The organism is Nocardia exalbida NBRC 100660 (genome assembly GCF_000308575.1).
Classification (GTDB): Bacteria; Actinomycetota; Actinomycetes; order Mycobacteriales; family Mycobacteriaceae; genus Nocardia; species Nocardia exalbida.
The window spans coordinates 194,029-218,705 of the sequence record NZ_BAFZ01000061.1; the positions used below are offsets into that span (position 1 = coordinate 194,029).

Here is a 24,677-nt window from a genome sequence, read left to right on the forward strand (position 1 = left end):
CGCCGTAGATGTCCGATTCGTGCCGGACACCGGCGGATCGAGCTACCCGCGAAACCTGAACGGCGCGGCGCAGAGCAGGGGTGGCGCCGCTTCGAAGTAGACGAAGTGCATACAAAGCCAGATTTCGGATGCGGTGGGCCGACGTCCTTCCGTCGTGCCTTCGCGCGTCCGGGTATGAATAAGGGGTCATGCGATGAATCTGAAGTCAGACGGAACCGCCGACGGCGATCAGGGGCTGATTCCGCTCTCGAGTGCGCAGTACGGTATGTGGCTCGCGGACCATATGCCCGGTGGACCGGCTGTCAACATCGCACACTGCGTCGAGATCAAGGGCCCGGTGGACCACGACGTGTTCGCGCGGGCGGTGAACGCCGGCGGGCACGAAACCGAGTCCCTCGTGGTGCGCGTGGTCGAATCCGATGGTCGGCCGTATCAATTCGTCGACCGCGGCATCATCTACGACGCGCCGGTGCTGGACTTCAGCGATGCGGAGGATCCGGTCGCGGCGGCGATGGAATGGATGCGCCGCGACTACAACACCAAGGCAGTCGACCTCGGCCGCGACCGGCTCACCGAGACGAGGCTCATCCGGGTCGGTGCGGACCACTACTTCTGGTACGGCCGCGCGCACCATCTGGTGATCGACGGGTACGGCGCCTTCAACAGCCTGACCCGGATGGCCGAGCACTACAACGCGCTGCTGGAGGGCAGGCCTCCGACGCGACTGGACGCGGCGAGCCTGCGCGACATCGTCGAAGCGGAGCGGGCCTATCGCACCAGTTCGCGCTTCGAGGCGGACAAGACATTTTGGCTGAACAAGGTTTCCGACCTCCCCACGCCGGTGAGCTTGTCCGGCCGCACGGCCCGTTTCGGCAAGGTCGACCGCGTGGCCGGCTTGCAGCTGCCCGCCCACCTGTCCGACCGGCTCGACCGTTTCGCCGACGAGGTGAACGCGTCGGCCGCGCAGGTGGTGATCGCCGCGTTCGCCGCCTTCCTCGCCCGGATGACCGGTACCGAGGACGTCGCGCTGTCGCTGCCGGTGACCGCCCGCGTGACCAAGCGCCTGCGCAACGCCGCCGCGATGCTGGCGAACATGGTGCCGATTCGTTTCGCCGTGCACCACTCGACCACCGTGGAGGAACTGGTCCGCGCCTCGGTGTCGGAGATCGTCTCGGCGATGCGCCACCAGCTGTACCGGTTCGAGGATCTGCGCCGCGACTCGGCCGCGATCGACTCCGCCGCGAATTCGTTCGGCCCGATCGTGAACATCCTGTTCTTCGACTCCGAGATTCGTCTCGGCTCGGCCGTCGGCCGCTACCGCGCACTGACCTCCGGCGCGCTCGACGACCTCCAGCTCAACCTGTACCGCTCGGGCGCGGACGCCCCGTTGCTGATCGAGCTGCACGGCAATCCGAACCTCTACGGGCAGGACGAACTCGAGTCGCACGCCGACCGGTTCCTCGATTTCCTGCACCGGATGATGGACTCGCCCCTGGACACCCGCATCGGTGACCTCCAGCTCGTCGGACCCGCCGAGGAACTGCGCATCGTCGAGGAACTCGCCGGCCACGACGGCGAATCCCCCTCCGCCACACTGGTGGAGCTGCTGACCGAACAGGCGGCGGCCACGCCCTCCGCGGTGGCGGTGACCTCGGACGCCACCACGCTCACCTACCGCGAACTCGACGAACGATCCGATCGGTTCGCCCGCGGGCTCATCGCGCTCGGCGCGGGGCCGGAATCGTTGGTGGCCATCGCGATGCCACGGGACGCGGATCTGATCGTCGCCGTGCTCGGGGTGCTCAAATCGGGCGCCGGGTACCTCCCGCTGGACACGGCCCATCCGGCCGAACGGCTCGAATACGTGCTGGGCGACGCGAACCCGATCGCGGTGGTGACGAAGCGAAGCATGCGCGAACACGTACCGGGCGATCCCGGCCGCGTCGTGCTGTTCGACGACCTTCTCGCCGCGGAGCAGGCCGCGGGCCCGATCACCGATGCGGATCGGACCGGCTTGCTGCGCCCCGACCACCTCGCCTACGTCATCTACACGTCCGGATCGACCGGACGGCCGAAGGGCGTTTCCATCACCCACCGCGCCGTGTCCACCTATCTGGTGAACTCGTGCGCCGAGATCGGCATCCGGTCCGGCGATGTCTGGACGTTGTTCCACTCCTTCGCCTTCGACTACTCGGTCTGGGAGATCTTCGGTGCGCTGATCACCGGCGGCCGGATCGTCGTCGTGGACAGCCTCACCACCCGATCGCCGGACGACGTGGTGCGTCTGGCCGCGCGCGAACGGGTCACGGTCTTCAGCCAGACGCCGTCGGCGTTCTACCAGTTCGCGGCCGCCCGACAGCGCTACGCGCACGCCGGGGAGCCCGAAGGCGAGCTGTCGCTGCGGCTTGTCGTCCTCTCGGGTGAAGCTCTCGATCCGGCCGCGCTGGCCGACTGGTACGAGCACAACCCGAATCTGCCGGTCCTGGCCAACAGCTATGGAATCACCGAAACCACCGTCTTCGTCACCTACACCGGCCTCACACCGTACATCGCCGTTCCGGGCGCACCGAGCACGGTCGGCCCCGCGTTGCCGGGCTTGCGCACATATGTCCTGGACGAGCGCTTGCGTCCGTGCCCGCTCGGCGCCTGGGGCGAGATCTACGTCGCGGGAGCACAACTCGCTCGCGGCTATCTGCGGCGACCGGCGCTGAGCGCGGGACGTTTCGTCGCGAATCCGTTCGGGCTGCCGGGAGAGCGCCTCTACCGCAGCGGGGACGTGGCGCGCTGGAATCACAAGGGCGAGCTGGAATACCGCGGACGCGCCGACCAGCAGGTGCAGTTGCGCGGGTTCCGGATCGAGCTGGACGAGATCCGCAACGCGCTGCTGGGCCACGACAGCGTCGCCACCGCGGTCGTCGTCGTGCATCTGGCGGGTACGGAGGCCGCCCGGCTGGTCGGCTACGTCGTACCCGCCGTCGGCGCGAGCTGTGAGCCGGACGCCCTGCGCGCGCACGTCGCCGGGATGCTGCCGGAATACATGGTGCCGTCGAGCGTCGTCGTGCTCGAGGCGGTGCCACTGACCGTGAACGGCAAGGTGGACTACCGGGCGCTGCCCGAGCCGGTCTTCGATTCGGCCGCCGCGTACGTCGCGCCACGCACGGTGGTCGAGGAGTCGATCGCGGACGTCTTCGCGGAGGTTCTCGGCACCGACCGGGTGGGCGTGTTCGACAGCTTCTTCGAACTCGGCGGCAACTCGATCACCGCGACCAGCGCGGCCGTGCGCATCGCGGAGGTGACCCGGTGCGACGTGTCGGTCCGCGACCTGTTCGTCAAGCAGACCGTCGCCGAACTCGCCGCGCAGCTCGAGGACGGTAGCCGCTCCGGCAGGCCCGTACTGCGCGCGGCAACCAGGCCCGAGCCCATCCCGCTGGCGCCGGCGCAGAACAGGATATGGCTGGTCAATCAGACCGACCCGGCCTCGGCCGCCTACAACATCCCGCTGATCGTGCAACTGACCGGACGACTCGACACCGCGGCGCTGCGAGCCGCGCTGACCGACGTGATCGATCGGCACGAATCGCTGCGCACCGTCTACCCCGCCGTGAACGGCGAGGGAATCCAGGTCGTGCTGCCCGCCGACGAGGTCGTCGCCGGTCTCGACCTGACCCCGCGGCCGACCGATCCGGACGACATCGAGCAGCGGATCCGCGAGCTGGCATCGGTCGGGACCGATCTGCGCGAACGCGCCCCGATCCGGGTGGCGCTGCTGGCCACGACCGACCGCTCGCGACATGTGCTGGCCGTGGTCCTGCACCACATCTGCTGTGACGGATCGTCGCTGCGGCCGCTCGCGGTCGATGTCGCCGTCGCCTACGAGGCGAGGGTGCAGGGGAAGAAGCCGGACTGGGAACCCTTGAGCGTCCAATACGCCGACTACAGCGTCTGGCATCACAGCCTGCTCGGCGACCCGGACGATCCGGAGTCGCGAGCCGCCCACCAGCTGCGGTATTGGTCGCAGCGATTGGCGGGTATGCCTCCGGTCCTGGAGCTGCCCGCCGACCGTCCGCGCCCGGCCCGCCAATCCATGCGCGGCGACGTCGCGGACACCGTGATCCCCGCCGAGACCTTCGCCGGAATCGAGCGGCTGGCCCGCGCGGCCAACGTCACGACGTTCATGGTGGTCCACGCCGCGCTGGCCGTGCTGCTGGCGCGGATGTCGGGTTCGGCGGACATCACCATCGGCACGCCGGTCGCCGGCCGCGGCGAGCGTGCGCTCGAGCCGCTCATCGGCATGTTCGTCAACACCGTGCCGCTGCGCACCGAGGTGTCCTTCGAGGAGTCGTTCACCGAGTTCCTGGCGCGGGTCAAGGACATCGACGTCGATGCCTTCGCCAACAGCGACCTGCCCTACGAGCGTGTCGTGGACGAACTGCATCCGAAGCGGTCCATGGCGTACGCGCCGCTGTGCCAGGTGTATCTGGCGTTCGAGAACATGGACCGGGCGAGCCTCGAGCTGTCCGAACTCACCGTCGAACTGCTGGATCCCGGCGCCGAACCGGCGAAAGTGGACATCATCGTCACCGTCGCCGAGAACACCGCGGCGGGCGGCGATGTCGCGCTGCGCATCAACTACGCCACGGACCTCTTCGACCGGGAGACCGTCGAAGAACTCGCCGAGCGGCTGAACCGCATGCTCGACGCGTTCGTGTCGAATCCCCGGGCTCGGGTCGGCGAAGTGGATCTGTTGTCCGGTGTCGAGCGGCTCGGGTTGGTCCCGGCCTCCGGTGGTCGCGCCGAGAAGCCCCGGGTGCTGGCGGATGTGCTGCTGGTCGGTGATCGCACCGCCCCGGCCGTGGTGGCGGGCGCACGGGTGCTCTCCTACGGGGAGCTGGACGAGTGGTCGAATCGTCTCGCGCGAGTGCTGATCGACTGGGGCGTCGGGCCGGGGGACCAGGTCGCGCTGGCGATGGGGCGGTCGGTGGAGTTCGTGGTCGGTGTGTGGGCGGTGGCGCGTGCCGGTGCCGCGTTCGTCCCGGTGGATCCGCGCCACCCGGGCGAGCGGGTGGCGCACATGGTCGCGGACTCGAATGTGGAGGTCGCGCTCACCGTCGAGGCCTCGAGCACCCTGCTTCCCGGTCATGTGCGGCAACTGATCCTCGACCATCCGGGCACGCAGGCGTTCGTCGCGACGCAGTCCGCGGCCACGGTGACCGACGCCGATCGCGTGCGCGCCTGCCGGGTTGCCGACGCGGCCTACGTGGTGTACACCTCGGGCTCGACCGGCAAGCCGAAGGGCGTGGCTGTCACGCACGAAGGCTTGGCGAATTTCGCGATCGAGCAGCGTGAGCGCTATCGCGTCGATCGCAGGTCACGCGTGTTGCAGGTGGCCGCGCCCGGCTTCGACGCGGTGATGCTGGAGCTGCTGATGGCGCACGCGAACGGCGCCCTGCTCGTCGTGTCGCCGCCGGAGGTGTTCGCCGGGGCGCAGCTGGCGGAATTGATTCGCGCCCAGGAGGTTTCGCACGCGTTCGTGACGCCCAGTGTGCTGGCGACGATGTCGCCCGCCGGTCTCGATTCGCTGCGGGTGCTGGTGGCCGGCGGGGAAGCCGTGTCGGCCGAGACGGTCGCGGTATGGGCGCCGGGGCGGCGGCTGCACAACGGGTACGGTCCCACCGAGACCACCATCATGGTCGCGATCAGCGATCCCCTGTGCGTCGGCGACCCGGTCACCATCGGTGGCCCGATCCGCGGCGTCGACGCGGTGGTACTGGACGAACGGCTGCGGCCCGTCCCGGTCGGGGTGACCGGTCAGCTGTACGTCTCGGGCGTGCAGTTGTCGCGCGGGTACCTCAACCGGCCCGCGTCCACGGCCGCGACGTTCGTGGCCAACCCGTACGGCCCCGCGGGCACCCGCATGTACGGCACCGGTGACCTGGCGCGCTGGACCGCCGATCACACTCTGGAATACCTGGGGCGCACCGACTTCCAGGTGAAGATCCGCGGCCAGCGCATCGAACTCGGCGAGATCGAAGCCGTCCTCGCCGGACATCCGAGCGTCGCGGCAGCGGTCGTGGTGGGCGTGCAGGCCGAGAGCGGATCACGGCTGGCGGCGTACGTGGTGCCCGCGTCCGGCGCCGTCGAGACCGCGGAGCTGACGCAGTACGCGGCACAACGCCTGCCGTCGCACATGGTCCCGGACACGGTCATGGTGCTCGACACCCTGCCGCTGTCGTCGGTGGGCAAGGTCGATCGCGCCGCACTGCCGGAACCGGAATTCGCGCCCGCCGTGGAGTTCGTCGCGCCGCGCAACGCGACCGAGCAGATCGTCGCCGACATCTGCGCGGGCGTGCTGGGCATCGACCGCGTCGGCGTGCTCGACAGCTTCTTCGATCTCGGCGGCAACTCGCTGTCGGCCACCCGCGCGGCCGCGCAGCTCAGCGGCGCGTTCGGTGTCGAGGTACCCCTGCGCGCCATCTTCGAGACGCCGACCATCGGCGCGCTGGCCGAACGCCTGCGCAGTGCCGACACGGCGACCCGGGTGCCGCTGGCGCCGCAGGAGCGCCCGGAGCGGATCCCGCTGTCGCCCGCTCAGGCTCGCATGTGGTTCCTCAACCAGTTCGACACGAGCTCGCCGGTCTACAACATTCCGCTCGTCGTACGGATGTCGGGTGACCTCGACGTGGCCGCGATGCACGCGGCCGTCGCGGACGTGCTGGAACGGCACGAGGCGCTGCGAACCGTCTACCCGGACAGCGACAGCGGGCCGCATCAGGTGATCGTCCCGGTGGAAACGGCGCTGCCCCCGCTGACACCGGTGCCGGTCGCGGCCGGTGAGGTCGAAGCGCGCGTGGCCGCCGAGGTCACGGTGGGCTTCGACGTCACCACCGAAGTTCCGTTCCGGGTCGCGTTGCTGCGCAGCGCACCCGGCGACCATGCCTTGGTGCTCGTCGTCCATCACATCAGCTTCGACGGGTCCTCGCTCGCGCCGCTGGCCGCGGACCTGATGACCGCCTACCGGGCCCGGGTCCGGCGCCAGGCGCCGCAGTGGGCGCCGTTGCCGGTGCAGTACGCCGATTACGCGCTGTGGCAACGGAAGATGCTGGGCAGCGAGGACGATCCGCACAGCCCGACGGTCGCCCAGACGCGTTACTGGCTCGCGGCCCTCGCCGACTTGCCCGAGGTGCTGGATCTGCCGACCGACCGTCCGCGGCCGGCGAAGCAGTCGTTCCGCGGCGCGACGGTCTCGGCCGTCCTGCCCGCGGATCTGCATCGCGCGGTGGTCGCCTTGGCCCGCCGTCACGACGCGACGGTCTTCATGGTGATGCACGCGGCCTACGCGGCGTTGCTGGCGCGGCTGTCCGGCACCGGGGACATCGCGGTCGGCACACCGATCGCCGGTCGTGGCGAGCCGGGGTTGGACGGCCTGGTCGGCATGTTCGTCAATACGCTGGTGTTGCGGACCTACATCGCGCCCGGCGCGTCCTTCGTCCGGATCCTGGATCAGGTCAGGGCCACCGACCTGGCCGCGTTCGAGAACGCCGACATCCCGTTCGAGCGTCTGGTCGAGGTGCTCAATCCGCCGCGCTCCACGGCGCACGCGCCGCTGACCCAGGTGGGCTTCTCGTTCCAGAACATCGAGATCCCCACGGTGCGGTTCGAGGGCCTGACGGTCTCGGCACAGATGGCCGATCCGAGCGTGGCGAAGTACGACCTGCACCTGAATCTGGTCGACGCCTTGGAGCCGGATGGCGAACCGGGCGACATGGCAGTCGAATTCGGCTATGCGACAGATCTTTTCGACGAGGCGACGGTCGCGGCGATGTTCGACCGCTACCTGCTGTTGCTGCGCGCGATCGTCCTCGATCCCACCCGCGCCATCGGCGACATCGATCTGCTGACCGAGCAGGAGGCGCTGCGGATCGCGCAGCGGTCGAGCGGTGCGGCCACGCGGGCTCCGGCGGTGACGCTCGCGGACTTGTTCGCCGTGCAGGTCGCGCTGACTCCGGAGTACCCGGCGGTCATCGATGCCGTGAGCGGGGCGCGGCTGGATTACCGGCAATTCGGTGCGCGGGTGAATTCTCTGGCCCGTGCGCTGATCCGGCGCGGGGCAGGCCCGGAAACCGTGGTGGCGGTGGCGATGCGCCGCTCGGTGGATCTGCTGGTCACGCTGTACGCCATCCATGCGGCGGGGGCGGCCTACTTGCCGCTGGATCCGGACCACCCGGCCGACCGGGTGCGTGCCGTCCTGTCCGCCGCGCGGCCGGTCGCGGTGCTCACCCGTCCGGACGACCGGGCGAGTCTGCCCACCGGCGTGCCGGTCTGGGCACTCGGCGACCTCGAGGCCGAGCACTCGGACGGATCGGCGCTGACCGATGCCGACCGGACGCGGCCGCTGCGTCCGGAGGATCTGGCCTACGTCATCTACACCTCCGGTTCGACGGGTGTGCCCAAGGGCGTGGCCGTCCCGCACGCGGCGGTGGTGAACCAGTTGCGCTGGATGCGCGAGCACTACCGCCTCGGCGGCGACGACGTCATGCTGCTGCGCACGCCCGTGACGTTCGACCTGTCGGTGTGGGAGCTGTTCTGCGCGCCGACCTGTGGTGCGGCGCTGGTCGTCGCCGGTCCCGACGCGCAGAGCGATCCGCGTGAGGTCGCCCGGCTGCTGGCCGAGTACCGGGTGACCACGGTGGATTTCGTGCCGTCGTTGCTCTCGGCGTTCCTCGAGGTGGCCGCCGCGCGGCAGTTCCCGGCCCTGCGGCGTGTGTTGTGCATCGGGGAGGCGCTCCCGGCCGAAACGGTTCGCCGCTTCCGCGAATTCAGCGATGCCCGCATCGACAACCTGTACGGCCCGACGGAGGCGGCGGTCAGCGTCACCGCGCATCGGATCGACACGGTCGAGGGCGTGGCCGTACCGATCGGCGTGCCCGAGGCGAATGTGACCGTGCACGTGCTGGATTCGCGGTTGCATCCGGTGCCGGTGGGCGTCACCGGTGAGCTGTACCTGGGCGGTGTCCAGCTGGCTCGCGGATACCACGACCGTCCGGGCCTGACCGCGGCGACGTTCGTCGCCGATCCCTTCGGCGGCGCGGACGGCGCGCGCCTCTACCGCACCGGCGACCTCGTTCGCTGGGACGGGGCCGGCGACCTGCGCTACGTCGGCCGCGCCGACACCCAGGTGAAGGTGCGCGGCCTGCGCATCGAACTCGGCGACATCGAAGCCGCGCTGATCGCGCACGAGCAGGTGCACGCGGCGGTCGCACAGGTACGCGCCGACGGCGGCGAGCAGCGGCTGGTCGTCTACGTGGTCGCGGACGCGGCGCTCGACGTACGGCAGGTCCGGGGCTTCCTGCTGGATCGGCTGCCTGCCTACATGGTGCCGTCGTCGGTGACCCGGATCGACTCGATTCCGCTCAACGCCAACGGCAAGGTGGACTACCGGGCATTGCCCGAGCCGGACCCGGGTGTCCGGGAGTCCGAGTTCCGTGCGCCCCGGGGCCTGGTGGAACAGGCGATCGCCGGGGTCTTCGCCGAATTGTTCGACCGGCCCGAGATCGGCGCGGACGACAATTTCTTCGAGCTGGGCGGCAACTCGCTGGTCGCGACGCGCGCGCTGAGCCGGATCGGTGACGTCGTGGACGTGACCATTCCGGTGCGCGCGATCTTCGAGGCCCCGACCGTGTCCGGTCTGGCCGAGCGGATCGCCCGGTTGCGGGCGGTCCCGAGTCTTCCGGCGCCGACCGCGGCCCCGCGGCCGGACCGTATCCCGCTGTCGCACGCGCAGACCCGGATGTGGTTCCTCAACCAGTTCGATCCGGCGGCCCCCGGATACATTGTGCCGCTGGCGATTCGATTGGAGGGCGAGCTCGATCCGGCGGCCTTGACGGCCGCTGTCGGCGACGTCGTCGAGCGGCACGAGAGCCTGCGCACCATGTACCCGGCGGTCGACGGTACGCCCACCCAGGTCGTGCTGAACGCCGAGGACGTGCTGGCGACGTGCGACCTCACCCCGCAGGCGGTGGGCGAGCGGGAACTGCCGCACCGGCTGGCCGAGTTCTGCGGCACCGGATTCGACGTGGCCGCGGGCGTGCCACTGCGCGTGGCGCTGTACCAATTGTCCGACCAGGCGTGGACGCTGGCGCTGGCCGCCCACCACATCGCCTGCGACGGCTTCTCGGTGGCTCCGCTGGCCGCCGACCTGGTGACGGCGTATCGAGCGCGCTCCGGTGGTGCGGCGCCGGACTGGGCGCCGCTGCCCGTGCAATTCGCCGACTACGCCCTGTGGCAGCGTGCGGTCCTCGGCTCCGCGGACGACCCGGACTCGTACGTGGCCCGCGACATCGCCTACTGGCGAACCCAACTCGCGGGTGTGCCCGATCTGCTCGAGTTGCCGACCGACCGGCCGAGGCCGCTCGAACAGTCCCAGCGCGGCGCGGTGCTCCAGGTCCCCATCCCCGGGGAACTGCAAGGCCGGGTGGAAGCGCTGGCGCGGCGGTCCGGGGCCACCACGTTCATGGTGGTGCACGCGGCCCTGGCGGTGCTGCTGTCGCGGCTGTCCGGCAGCGACGACGTCACCGTCGGCGTGCCGCACGCGGGACGCGGCGACCGGTCGCTGGACGGCCTGGTCGGAATGTTCGTCAACACCTTGGTGATGCGGACGCCGATCACGCTCGACCAGACCTTCGCGAGCCTGCTGGACCAGGTACGGCGCACCGACATCGAGGCGTTCGACCACGCCACCGTGCCGTTCGAGCAACTGGTGGACGCGCTGAACCCGGTGCGCTCGACCGCGCACACGCCGCTGTTCCAGGTGCTGCTGGCCTACCAGAACATGGCGCGGGCTCGCGTCGAGCTGCCGGGGTTGATCGTGGAGAACGTGGACCCGGGCGACAGCGCGGCGATCTACGACCTGCTGCTGATGGTGAGCGAAAGCCACGGCACGCACAACGAGCCGACCGGCATGACGCTGCGCCTGACCTACGCCACGGACCTCTTCGACGAGGACACGGTGCGGCGCTTCGCCGACCGATTCGTCGGAGTGCTCGACGCCGCGGCTCGAAACGCCGAGGCCACCGTCGGCGAGATCGGATTGCTCGACGAGGCGGAGCGGTCCCGGGTGCTGGAACGGTGGAACGACACCGGAGGCTCCGCCGCACCCGGCCGTACGCTCGTCGATGTCTTCGACGAACAGGTCGCGCGCACCCCGGACAACACGGCGCTGCGACTTCCGGACGGCAGTACCTCGACCTACCGGGAGTTCGACGCACGGGTCAATCAGCTGGCCCGATGGCTCATCGCACGCGGCGCCGGGCCGGAAACGATCGTGGCGGTGGCCGTTCGCCGGTCGGCCGAACTCGTCACGGCTGTCTACGCGGTGGTGAAGGCGGGCGCGGCGTTCCTGCCGATCGACCCGGACCACCCGAGCGCACGGATCGCGCACGTGCTGGGCGCGGCCCGTCCGCTGCTGGTGCTGACGACCTCGGCCGATGGCGGCGGCCTGCCGGAGGGTTTCGAGTACGCGCCGATCGACCGGCTCGACGTGACCGATCTGTCCGGCGACCGCGTCACCGACGCGCAGCGGCGCACACCGCTGCGGCCGAACCATCTGGCCTACGTGCTGTTCACCTCCGGGTCCACCGGCGTCCCCAAGGGCGTGGCCCTGACCCATGCCGCCACCGTGAGCCAGTTGGCATGGGCGCAGCGGCAGTGGCCGCACGGAACATCCGACGCCGTGCTGTACAAGACGCCGATCACGTTCGACATCGCCGTGTGGGAGCTGTTCTGGCCGTTGCAGACCGGTGCGCACATCGTCGTCGCCGAACCGGACGGACATCGCGACCCCGCGTACCTGGCGGACGTCATCGCACGGCACCAGATCACCACCGTTCACTTCGTGCCGTCGATGCTCGATGTCCTGCTCGAATCCGCGGGCGTCGCCGAACTGCCCTCGGTCCGGCAGGTGTTCGTCGCGGGCGAGGCGCTGGCGCAACGCACGGTCGACGCCGCGGCGCACGTCTTCACGCGGGCGGAGGTGGTGAACTGGTACGGGCCCGCGGAGGCGGAGGTGGTCACCGCCCAGCGGTGCGCGCCGCGGGCGACGACCGCCGCGACGGTGCCGATCGGAGCGCCTGCCGCGGGCATGAAGGTCTACGTCCTGGATTCGCGGTTGCGGCCGGTGCCCGTCGGCGTGGTCGGTGAGCTGTACGTCGCGGGCGTCCAGTTGGCGCGCGGCTACCACGCGCGCGCCGGACTCACCTGCGCCGCCTTCGTCGCGAACCCGTTCGGTGCGGCGGGGGAGCGGCTGTACCGAACGGGTGACCTGGTTCGCTGGCGCAAGAGCGGCGAGCTGGAGTATCTGGGCCGCAGCGACTTCCAGGTGAAGGTGCGCGGTCAGCGGGTGGAGCCCGGTGACATCGAAGCCGCGCTGCGCGCGATTCCGCAGGTGGCGCGCGCGGTGGCCATCGTGACCACCGAACGCATCGTCGGATACGTGACATCGGTTCCCGGCGCAGTGATCGACGGCCGCGCGATCCGCGAACAGCTGACCCGCACGCTGCCGTCCTACTTGGTGCCGGACGGTGTGCAGGTGCTGGAGGCGATGCCGCTCACCGCCAACGGCAAGCTCGACCGGTCGGCGCTGCCCCGGCCGGTGTTCGACGACGGCGAGACCTTCGTCTCGCCGCGCACCGACACCGAGGCGGTGCTGGCGCGCCTGGTCGCCGAACTCACCGGCGCGGATCGGGTGAGTGTGACGGCGAACCTCTTCGAGATCGGCGTGAACTCGCTCTCCGCCGCCCAGCTCGCGGCGCGGGCCCAGGTAGCCGTCGGTGTCGATGTCGGCATCCGGGACGTGTTCGACGCGCCGACGATCGCCGCTCTGGCCGAACGGATTTCGATGCGGACCCGGTCCACGGTGGTTCCGCTGACCGCGCGGCAACGTCTCGGTGCGGTCCCGTTGGCGGCGGCGCAACGGCGGATCTGGTTCCTCAACCAGTTCGACACCGACTCGGCGGCCTACAACATCTGCTTCGCGGCCCGGCTGACCGGCTCGCTGGACACCGACGCGCTGCGGGCGGCGTTCCTCGACGTGGTGACCAGGCACGAGCCGCTGCGGACGGTGTATCCGCTGGTGGACGGCGAACCCTGCCAGGTCGTGCGGGATGTCGCCGCGATCGGCGCGGACGTGACGTTCGCGCCGGAGCCGGTCGACGGCGAGACGGAACTGGCCGACCGCATCCGGGAAGACGTCGAGGCGGGATTCGACATCACGGAGTCGGTGCCGGTGCGGGCGCGGCTGTATCGCAGCGCGCCCGACGCGCACGTGCTGGTGGTCGTGGTCCATCACATCGCGGCCGACGGCGCGTCGATGGCTCCGTTGGCCCGCGACGTGTTCGCCGCCTACCGGGCGCGGGTGAGCGGCCACGCGCCGCGGTGGGAACCGCTGGAGGTGCAGTACGCCGACTACGCGATGTGGCAGCAGGAGTTGCTCGGTGCGGAGGACGACCCGTCGTCGCTGATCGCGCGGCAGATCGGTTACTGGACCGACGCTCTCGACGGTTCCCCGGAGCTGCTGGCCCTGCCGACGGACCGGCCGCGCCCGGCCACCATCTCCACCGCGGGCGGCAACATCCGGTTCGAGATGCCGGCGCGGCTGCACGACGAGATCGTGCGGCTGGCCCACCGCGAGGGCGTCACCGTGTTCGTCGTCCTGCACGCGGCGCTGGCGATTCTGCTGGCGCGTACCGCGCACAGCGACGACATCTCGGTCGGCACCCCGGTCGCCGGTCGCGGCAGGCCGGAACTCGACGATCTGGTCGGCATGTTCGTGAACACGGTCGTGCTGCGCACGCGGATCGATGACGACCGGTCGTTCCGGGAACTGCTCGCCGAGGTGCGCGACGTGGACCTGGAAGCGCTCGCCCATGCCGACCTGCCCTACGAACGGCTGGTCGACGTCATCGGCCGTCCGCGTTCCACGGCGTATTCGCCGCTGTTCCAGGTGATGTTCGGGTTGCAGAACACCGGGGCGGCCCGGTTCGAGCTGCCCGGCATCGGTGTCGAGGTTCTCGACCCCGGTATCGCGCAGGCCAAGGCCGACCTCACCGTGCTGGTGACCGAACGCCGCGAGGGCGATCGGCCCGCCGGGATCGACGGCGAGATCATCTACGCCACCGATCTTTTCGTCGAGTCGACAGCGCATTCGCTGGCCGAGCGGTTCGTCCGGGTCCTCGAGGCGGTCACTTCCGAGCCGGCGCGGCCGATCGTGCGCATAGGTCTGCTGGGCGCCGCCGACACCGAACGCCTGGTGCCCGCGCGAGGCGGCGACGGCACACGGCCTTGCTTGCTGCCGGACCTGCTGGCCACGGCCGTTGCCACGGCCCCGTCGGCGGTGGCCCTGATCGGGGACACCGGAACCCTCACCTACGCCGAACTCGACCGCAGGGCCAACCGGCTCGCCCGCCATCTGATCGGCCGAGGCGCGGGACCGGGCGTGTTCGTGGCGCTGGCGGTGCCACGGTCGGTCGACTATCACGTCGCCATGTGGGCGATCGCGAAGACCGGCGCCACTTTCGTTCCGGTGGATCTGCGCTACCCCGTCGAGCGGATCGCGCACATGGTCGATGATTCCGGCGTCGCCATCGGCATCACGCTCGCGTCCGCGCGCGCGTCGCTGCCGGACGGCGTGCGCTGGTCGACGCTCGACGATTCCCGCACGGCCGACGAGATCGCGGGACAGTCCGACCGGCCGGTGACGGACGTGGACCGCGGACGGGCCCTGCGGATCGAGGATGCCGCCTACCTGATCTACACCTCCGGTTCGACGGGAACACCCAAGGGTGTGGTGGTCACGCACGCGGGGTTGGCGAACTTCGCGGCCGAGCAGCGTGATCGCTATCGGGTCGACGGGTCCTCCCGCGTCCTGCAAGTAGCGGCGCCCGCCTTCGACGCGGTGCTGCTGGAAGCGTTGATGGCACACGCAGCGTGCGCGACGTTGGTCGTCTCGCCGCCGGAGGTGTTCGGCGGCCCGGACCTGGCCGAGTTGATCCGCACGCATCGGGTGACGCACGCCTTCCTGACGCCGAGTGTGCTGGCGACCATGTCACCCGCCGGTCTCGAGTCGGTGCGGATGCTCGCGGTCGGCGGGGAGATGGTGCCCGCGGAGCTGATCGCCACCTGGGCGCCCGGACGGCGGTTGCACAACATCTACGGCCCCACCGAGACCACGATCGTGATCACGATGAGCGATCCGGTGCGGCCCGGCGATCCGATCGCGATCGGCGGCCCGATCCGGGGCGCGGAGGCACTGGTGCTGGATGCGCGTTTGCGCCCGGTGCCGGTCGGGGTCGCGGGGGAGCTGTACCTGTCGGGGGCGCAGCTGGCGCGCGGCTACCTCGGCCGGCGCGCGGTGACGGCTGGTGCGTTCGTCGCGAACCCCTACGGCGGGCCGGGTGCGCGGATGTACCGCACCGGCGACATCGTCCGCTGGACCGCGCAGTGCACCCTGGAGTACGTCGGCCGCAGCGATTTCCAGATCAAGATCCGCGGCCAGCGCATCGAACTCGGTGAGATCGACGCCGCGCTTCTCACGCATCCCGAGGTGGCCGCGGCGGTCACGGTCAGCCGCACGGGACCGAGCGGGCAGCCGCTGCTGGCCGCCTACATCGTGACCGAGACCGCGACGGCCGTCGACCCGGACGCCGTGCTCGACCACGTCGCGTCGGTATTGCCCGCGCACATGGTGCCGTCGGTGGTCACCGTGCTCGACCGCATGCCGATCACCTCGACGGGCAAGGTGGATCGGAAAGCTCTGCCGGAACCGGTTTTCCGAGCCGCCGGGGACGACGCGGCGGAGGCGTCGACGGAGGTGGAGCGCATCGTCGCGGCCGCGTTCGCGGACGTTCTCGGGATCGAGTCGGTCGGCGTCACCACCTCGTTCTTCACCCTCGGCGGCGATTCCATCCTGTCGATCCAGCTGGCTTCGCGGTTGAAGTCGGCGGGTGTCATCGTGACGGCGCGCGACATCTTCGAGCACAAGACCGTCCGTGGGCTGGCGCGGGTCGCCGCGGCCGCCGAACGGGTCTCGCTCGCGGAGTTGCCGGGCGGCGGCGTGGGCGAGGTCCCGTTCACCCCGGTGGTCTCCTGGTTCACCGAGCGTCTCGGCGCCGCCCCGCGGTTCGCTCAGTCGATGCTGGTGCGCTTGCCGCGCGACGCGCGAGTCGACGACGTGACCGCGACGGTGCGGGCAGTGCTCGAACAGCACGACATGCTGCGCGCGCGGCTGCGCGAACAATGCCTGGAGGTGCCGCCGCGCAGCGCCGCGGACGCCGCGAGCGCGGTGTTCACGCGCACCTTCCGCGCCGAGGAGACGCCGGGCAGCGAAGGTTTCACCGCGTTGGTGGAAGCGGCGCTGGGCGAGGCGTCCGACCGTCTCGACCCGGCCGCGGGCCGGATGGTGCAGGTGGTGTGCCTGCTGCCCGAACGCGGTGTGGACGCCGAAGCGCGCGCCCTCGTCGTCGTCCATCACCTGGCGGTCGACGGTGTGTCCTGGCGGATCCTGATTCCCGACTTCGCGACCGCCTGGCAGCAGGTCACGCAGGGACGCACGGTGGAATTGCCCGAACAGGGCACCTCCATGCGCCGGTGGGCGCACGCGCTGGCCGACGCCGCAGCGGCCCGCGCCGAGGAGCTCGAACTGTGGCACCGGATGGGCGCGGCCCACGATCCGCTGCTCGGCGGCGCGGTGCTCGATCCCGCCCTCGACACCCACTCGACCGTGCGCCATCTGACGGTGTCCCTCCCGGCGGAGGTCACCGCGGCATTGCTCGACGCGGTGCCAAGGGCCGCGCACGGCAGCGTCGACGACGCGTTGCTGGCCGGTCTGGCCATGGCGACGACACGCTGGCGGCACCGGCGCGGTATCGCGCACGCCGGTGTGAAAGTCCTGCTGGAAGGGCACGGCCGCGCGGAACAGATCGCCGAGGGCGCGGATGTCTCTCGCACGGTGGGGTGGTTCACCAACACCTACCCGGTGGCGCTCGACCTGAGCGGTGTCGAACCGGATGATCCGCGCGCCGCGGTGAAGTCCGTGAAAGACCAGTTGCGCCGCATCCCGGACAAGGGAATCGGTTACGGTCTGCTGCGCTACCTGCACGCGGGCACGTCCGACCGGCTCGCGGCACTGCCGGAGCCGCAGATCAGCTTCAACAACCTCGGCCGGGTCGGCGTCGATCTGACGACGCTGTCGGACCTCGCGTGGATTCCCACCGACGAGCCGTTCGACCGGCGGGGCGCCTTCGATCCGGACATGCCCGCGGCGGCGGTCGTCACGATCGACGTGAACATCGTGGACACCGAGGCGGGACCCCGACTGTCGGCGCATGTCGGCTACGCCTCCCGGCTGCTCGAGCACGCCGACGTGGCCGAACTCGTCGACGCGTGGGTCGACGCGGTGACCGGGATCGCCATGGCCGCCCGCGCCGACGAGGACTGGGGATTCTCACCCGCCGACGTTCCGCTCGTCGCGGTCACGCAGTCGGACCTGGACACGTTCGCCGGGCGCTACGGATCCCTCGGCGATGTCTGGTCGCTGGCTCCGCTGCAGGCGGGCCTGCTGTTCCACGCCGAACTCGCCGCCGGTGATCTCGACGTCTACACGGCGCAATCGACACTCGCCCTCGCCGGCGTGATCGACGAGGATCGGCTCGAGCGGTCCGCGGCGGCCTTGCTGGAGCGTCATCCCAACCTGCGCGCCGCCTTCGTCCGCACGGCCGACGGCATTCCGGCACAGGTGATTCCGGCGGCCGCTGTGGTGCGCTGGCGACGGGTCGATCTGCGCGACGGCACGACGACACCGGAGGAGCTGATCGAGGCCGAGCGGGCGGTCCCGTTCGATCCCGCCGATCCTCCGCTGCTGCGGTTCCTGCTCATCGCCGTGGCGCCGCAGGACTTCCGGCTCGTGCTCACGGCACACCACCTGCTGCTGGACGGCTGGTCGTTGCCGTTGCTGTGGCGCGAGCTGATCGGCCTGTACGCGGTGAACGCGCGCGCCGACCTGCTGCCCGCCGCGGCGTCGTACCGCGGCTACCTGGAATGGCTGGATCGGCGCGAACCATCCGCCGGTATCGAGGCGTGGCGCGAAGCCCTCGGTGAATTCACCGAACCCACGGTGGTCGCCGATGCGCACACGCACACGACGGTCGGCATCCCGGTCGACCTGGCGGTGGTCCTGGATCACGCCGCCACCACCGAACTGGTGGAATTCGCCCGGACACGGGCGGTGACCATGGCGACGATCGTGCAGTTCGCCTGGGCGGTGGTCCTGGGCAACCTGCTCGGCGTCGAGCGCGTGGTGTTCGGCGGCACGGTCTCCGGACGTCCCGCCGATCTGCCCGGCGTGGAATCGATGATCGGCTTGTTCATCAACACGATTCCGGTGCCCGTGCACGTCCCGCGGGCTTCGACCATCGAGGACGCGTTGCGGCGGTTGCAGGCCGACAACACCCGCCTGCTCGATCATCACGACGTCGAGCTGTCCCGGATCCTGTCGGCCGCAGGCGCTGCCCAGCTGTTCGACACCCTGGTCGTCTTCGAGTCGTACCCGGTCGACAGCAGCGGCCTGGGCGACGCGGACATCGACGGCATGCGGGTGGTCGCGGCGGACGGCAGCGATGCCGCGCACTACCCGATCACCGTGCAGGCCCACCAGACCGACCGGCTGCACGTCATGATCCGCTACCAGCGGGCACGCGTGGACGACCGGACGGCCGCGGGTCTGGCCGCCCGCCTCGAGACCGTGCTGCGCGCCATCACGAGCGATCCGCGGGCGCGGCTGGACAGGCTCGACCTGCTGTCCGCGGCCGAGCGCCGTGATCTGGTGCCCGCCAGCGGTGGCCGCGCCGAATCGCCCCGGTTGCTGGCGGAGTTGCTGTCCGCCGGTGCGGCGGTGGATCCGCATGCGGCGGCGGTGGTATCGAACGAATGCACGATGTCCTACGCCGAGCTGGACGCCTGGTCGAACCGTGTCGCGCGCGAGTTGATCGACTGGGGTGTCGGCCCGGGCGACCAGGTGGCGTTGGCGATGGCGCGGTCGGTGGATTTCGTGGCAGGCATCTGGGCGGTCGCCAAGACCGGGGCAGCGTTCCTGCCCGTGGATCCACGGAATCCGGCAGAACGCGTCGGGCACATGGTCGCCGACTCGCAGGTGCGGGTCGCGATCACGGTGGGCGCGTCGCGAGAGCTGGTACCCGGCCCAGTCCGGCGGCTGGTGCTCGACGATCCCGAAACCCGGAAGGCGATCGAGGCGCGGTCCGCGGCCGCGGTGACGAACCGGGACAGGGTGCGGAAACCGCATCTTCGCGACACGGCCTACGTGCTGTACACCTCGGGCTCGACCGGCACGCCGAAGGGCGTCGCCGTCACCCACGAGGGACTGGCCAATTTCGCCGCGGTGCAACGTGATCGCTTCGGCGTGGACACCCGGTCGCGGGTGCTGAACGCGTCCGCTCCCGGTTTCGACGTGGTGGTGCTCGAGCTGCTGCTCGCCCATGCCAACGGCGCGGTGCTGGTGGTGCCGCCGCCGGACGTCTTCGGTGGCCCGGAACTGGCGGAATTCATCCGCGCGCAACGTGTCTCGCACTCGTTCATGACGCCGAGCGTGCTGTCGACGATGGACCCGGAGGGGTTGGATTCCCTTCGCGTGCTGATGGCGGGCGGCGAGGCGGTGACACCGGAGATCGTCACGCAGTGGTCGCCGGGACGGCGACTGCTCAACGGATACGGTCCGACCGAGACGACGATTCTGGCCGGCATCAGCGATCCGCTGTATCCCGGCCAGACCGTCACGATCGGTGGTCCGATCCGCGGGGTCGAGGCCGTGGTGCTGGACGCGTGGTTGCGTCCGGTGCCGGTCGGCGTGGTCGGCGAGTTGTATCTCGCCGGAGTGCAACTGGCCCGCGGATACGTGAACCGGCCGGTGGCGACATCGGGTGCGTTCGTGGCGAATCCGTTCGGCGCGCCGGGAGCACGCATGTACCGCACCGGAGACCTGGCGCGCTGGACCCCGGAACACACCGTGGAATACCTCGGCCGCGGTGACTTCCAGGTCAAGATCCGCGGTCAACGCATCGAGCTCGGTGAGATCGAAGCCGTTCTCGCCGGAGAGCCCGGTGTGGAACACGCGGTGGTCGTGCTGCGCAAAGACGAGCGCGGCGTCGGCAGGCTCGTCGGCTACCTGGTCGGCTCCGAGGACCTGGATCCGGAAGATGTCCGGGCCGCGGCGCGGCTGCGGCTGCCCGCGCACATGGTGCCCGACCTGTGCATGGTGCTCGCCGAATTCCCGCTCACCCGAACCGGGAAGCTCGATCGCCTGGCGCTTCCCGCACCGGAGTTCTCGGCGGCGCGGGCCTGGACCGATCCACGGACCGAAACCGAACGGCACGTCGCGGAGGTCTTCGGCAACGTCCTCGGCATCGACCGGGTCGGAGCCACCGACAGCTTCTTCGACCTCGGCGGCAACTCGCTGTCGGCGACGCGGGTGACCGCCCAGTTGGGGACCGCGCTCGGGGTGAGCGTCGGCGTTCGCGACCTGTTCGAAGCGCCCACGGTCGCCGAACTCGCCGCCCGGCTGGACAACTCCGAGCGGACCGTCCGGGTGCCGCTGGTGGCGCGCACCCGTCCGGCGCTGGTGCCGTTGTCGCTGGCACAGCAGCGGATGTGGTTCCTCAACCAGCTCGACACCTCCGTCGGCGCGTACAACATCCCGCTGGTGATCCGGCTGACGGGCGAACTCGACATCGACGCGCTGCGCCGTGCGTGCGAGCTGGTCATCGAGCGGCACGAGTCCCTGCGGACCAAGTTCCCGATCACCGACGGGACGCCACACCAGGTCGCGGTCCCCGCCCGGGAGGTCCCGGCCGGGCTGACCGCCGTCCCGGTCGAGGCGGAGCGGCTGATGGAGCGCGTGCTCGCCACCGTTTCGGCGAGCTTCGACGTGACGCAGGCGCCGCCGCTGCGCATGGAATTGCTCCGGCTCGGCGAACACGAGCACGTCCTGGTGATCGCCGTGCACCACATCTGCGCCGACGGGCAGTCCATGCTGCCGCTCGTGCGGGACGTGGCGGTCGCCTACCAGGCGAGCAAGCAAGGGACGGAACCGATCTGGCCTGCCCTCGCGGTCCAGTACGCGGACTACACGCTGTGGCAGCGCGACGTACTCGGTGACGAGCACGATCCCGGCTCGATCATGTCCCAGCAGCTGCGCTTCTGGAAGGACACGCTCGGCGGGCTGCCCGAACTGCTCGAGTTGCCCACCGACCTGCCGCGCCCGCCGGTGGCGTCCATGCGTGGCCGGACAGTCGATTTCGAGATCTCCGCTTCGCTGCGGGAGCGCATCGGCGCGGTCGCGCGCACGGCGAACGCGACGGTTTTCATGGTGATGCACGCCGCGCTGACCGTCCTGCTGTCGCGGCTGGCCGGGGTCGGCGACGTCGCGGTGGGCACCCCGGTGGCCGGACGCGGGGAGCGCGAACTCGATGATCTGATCGGCATGTTCGTCAACACCCTCGTGCTCCGGTCGCGGGTGTCGTCGCACCAGTCGTTCGCCGATCTGCTCGCGGCGACCCGTGACACCGATCTGGCGGCGTTCGCGCATGCCGACGTGCCCTTCGAGCAAGTGGTGGAGGCGCTCAATCCACCCAGGTCCACCGCGCACCTGCCGCTGTACCAGGTGACCCTCGATGTCCAGAACCTGAGCGCGGCCGCGTTGAAGCTGCCCGGGCTCACCGTCGAACCGGTCGAGAACGGATTCGAACCGGCGCAGGCCGACCTGAATCTGAACCTGGTCGAACGCGCCGGCGGCCACGGGCAGCCGGACGGCATGCGGGCACGCCTGACCTACGCGACCGATCTGTTCGTCGAGGAGACGATGACCCGGTTCGCGCAGGCCTACGTGCGGATCCTGGAGGAGGTGACCGCTGATCCCGCGATCGCGGTCGGGGACATCGACCTCGCGGGCCCGGCGCAGCGCCGCGAGCTGCTCGACGCGGCCGGTAGCGCCGGCGTCGCGGTGGCGGACACGACACTCGCGGAGCTGTTCGCCGCCCAGGCCGCCGCGCGACCGGACGCGATCGCGGTGACCGACGGGGCGTCCCAGCTGACCTACGCGGAGCTCGATCGGCGCGCCGCCGCGGTGGCCGCCCGGCTCGCCGAGCACGGAGTGCGCCCGGAATCGCTGGTGGCCGTGGCCTTGCCACGCACGGTCGACCTGGTGGTGGGCCTGCTCGGCGTCCTGCGCGCCGGCGCGGGATATCTGCCACTGGATGTGGCGTATCCGTCGGAGCGCCTGCGGTTCATGCTCGACGACGCTCGTCCGGCCGCGGTGCTCACTTCGGCGGGCATGTCCGCGGCGGTGCCGGAGTGCGCCGCACCGGTACTGCTCGTCGAGGACTGCGCGGACGCTTCCGACCCGGCGGTGGTATCGGGTGCGCGGCCGGGCAACGTCGCCTACGTGATCTACACGTCGGGATCGACGGGCCGCCCGAAGGGCGTGACGGTCAGCCATCGGGAAGCGGTCACCCTGTTCACCAACGCGGCCGAGCGATTCGACCTCGGACCCGACGACGTGTGGACGATGTTCCATTCCTACGCCTTCGATTTCGCGGTGTGGGAGATCTGGGGCGCGCTGCTGTCCGGCGGCAAGGTGGTCGTGGTGGATTACGACACCTCCAGGTCGCCGGAGACGTTCGTGGAGGTCGTGGCCCGGGAGGGCGTGACGGTGCTGAGCCAGACCCCCTCGGCGTTCTACGGATTCGCCGAGGCCGAGCGCCGCTATCGCGAAGCCGGTTGTCCCGCAGGAGATCTCGCTCTGCGATACGTCGTCTTCGGTGGTGAGGCGCTGGACGCAGCCCGGCTGGACGACTGGTTCGCCGCGCATGCGCCGGGATCGCCGCGGCTGGTCAACATGTACGGCATCACCGAGACGACAGTGCACGTGACGTTCTGCGAGGTCACGCGGACGGGCGCGACCGGAATCGGCGCTGCGCTCCCGGGGCTGCGGGTGTACGTCCTCGACGACCGGCTGCGTCCGGCGCCGATCGGCGTCGCCGGCGAGATCTACGTGGCCGGTGGACAGCTCTCGCGAGGTTATCTGGGAGCAGCGGCGCTGACCGCGGGCCGATTCGTGGCCAACCCGTTCGATCGGGACGGCACCCGGCTCTACCGTTCCGGGGACGTGGGCAGGTGGCGGAAGTCGGCGAGCGGGCTGGAACTGGTGTACGCGGGCCGGGCCGATGCGCAGGTGCAGTTGCGCGGCTTCCGCATCGAGCTCGGCGAGGTGGAATCGGCGCTGCTGCGCCACCCGCTCGTCACCCAGGCCGCGGTCACCGTGCACCGGCACGAGCGTGGCGTGGACCAGCTGATCGGCTACGTCGTGGGCGCGGACGGCGAGCGGATCGATCCGGCCGAGGTTCGCGAGACCGCCGCGCGGGTGCTGACCGGCTACATGGTGCCCGCGGCGATCATGGTGCTGCCAGCGCTGCCCTTGACGGTCAACGGCAAGCTCGATCGAAAGGCGTTGCCCGCTCCCGAGTTCGAGGAATCGACGTCCGCGTTCGTGGCGCCCCGGACGCACACCGAGAAAGTGATCGGCGAGGTCTACGCGCAGGTCCTGGGTGTCCAGCGTGTCGGGATCACCGACGGATTCTTCGATCTCGGCGGCAACTCGCTGCTGGCGACGATGGTGGTGACCGAATTGCGCACCCGCGGCGTGACGATCCAGCTGCCGTGGATGTTCGACGACGCGACGCCGCGAGCGCTGGCGGCCAGGGCCGACGGCACGGCAGGCGGCTCGGGGCTGCAAGTGTTGCTGCCGCTGCGCGCGCACGGCCGGAAACCCGCGGTCTTCGCGGTACACCCCGCAGGCGGGCTGGCCTGGTTCTACGGCGGCGTGGTCGAGCATCTGCACAAGGACCGGCCGGTCTACGGCTTGCAGGATCCGCACGTCGTAGCGGGCGAACCAGGTGCGCATTCGGTCGACGAACTGGCGGAACGCTATGTGGCCGAGATACGCCGAGTGCAGCCGAGCGGACCGTATCACCTGCTCGGGTGGTCGCTGGGCGGCGCGATCGCGCACGCCGTCGCGGTCCGGCTCCAGCGCGCGGGTCAGCAGGTCGGCATGCTGGCCATGATGGACAGCGCCGTGGGCGACTCCGAGGCGCTGGCCGCGTCGATGAGCGCCACCGTGAGCGAGCCCGCGCCGGGTGAGTTGCTGGCCGATCTGCTCGGTGGCTGGCGTGAGCTGTTCGATCTCGGCGGCGAGGTGGCGGCGGACACCCATGAGCAGGCCTGGGCGGTGATCCGCGCGCAGGTGACCGCCACCGGGATGTTCACCGCCGAACAGGTCGATCGGGTGATGGAGAGTTTCGAGACCGCCACGGCCATCGCCCAGCAGTACCGGCCGGACGTCTTCGACGGCGACCTGGTCTTCTTCACCGCAGGCAAGGACCGCGCCGACCACGACGCCGCCGTGCGGACGTGGCGGCCGTTCGTCACCGGCGACCTGCGCAACACGGTCGTCGACGCACGACACCTCGAATTGACCCACCCGGACGCATTGGCCGTCATCGGCCCGATCCTCGAAAGGTTCTTGAACGAATGCTGACGACTCTCGACCGACCGGCCTGCTC

The 24,677-nt window shown here is 70.4% G+C and carries 1 protein-coding gene; it reads left to right on the top strand.

Annotated elements, in window-relative coordinates:
• The first annotated feature begins 193 nt into the window (after positions 1-193).
• A complete protein-coding gene (locus ON29_RS14885) occupies positions 194-24,652 on the top strand; it encodes a non-ribosomal peptide synthetase (RefSeq protein ID WP_051175211.1) in 24,459 nt (8,152 codons plus the stop codon).
• Positions 24,653-24,677: the final 25 nt, after the last annotated feature.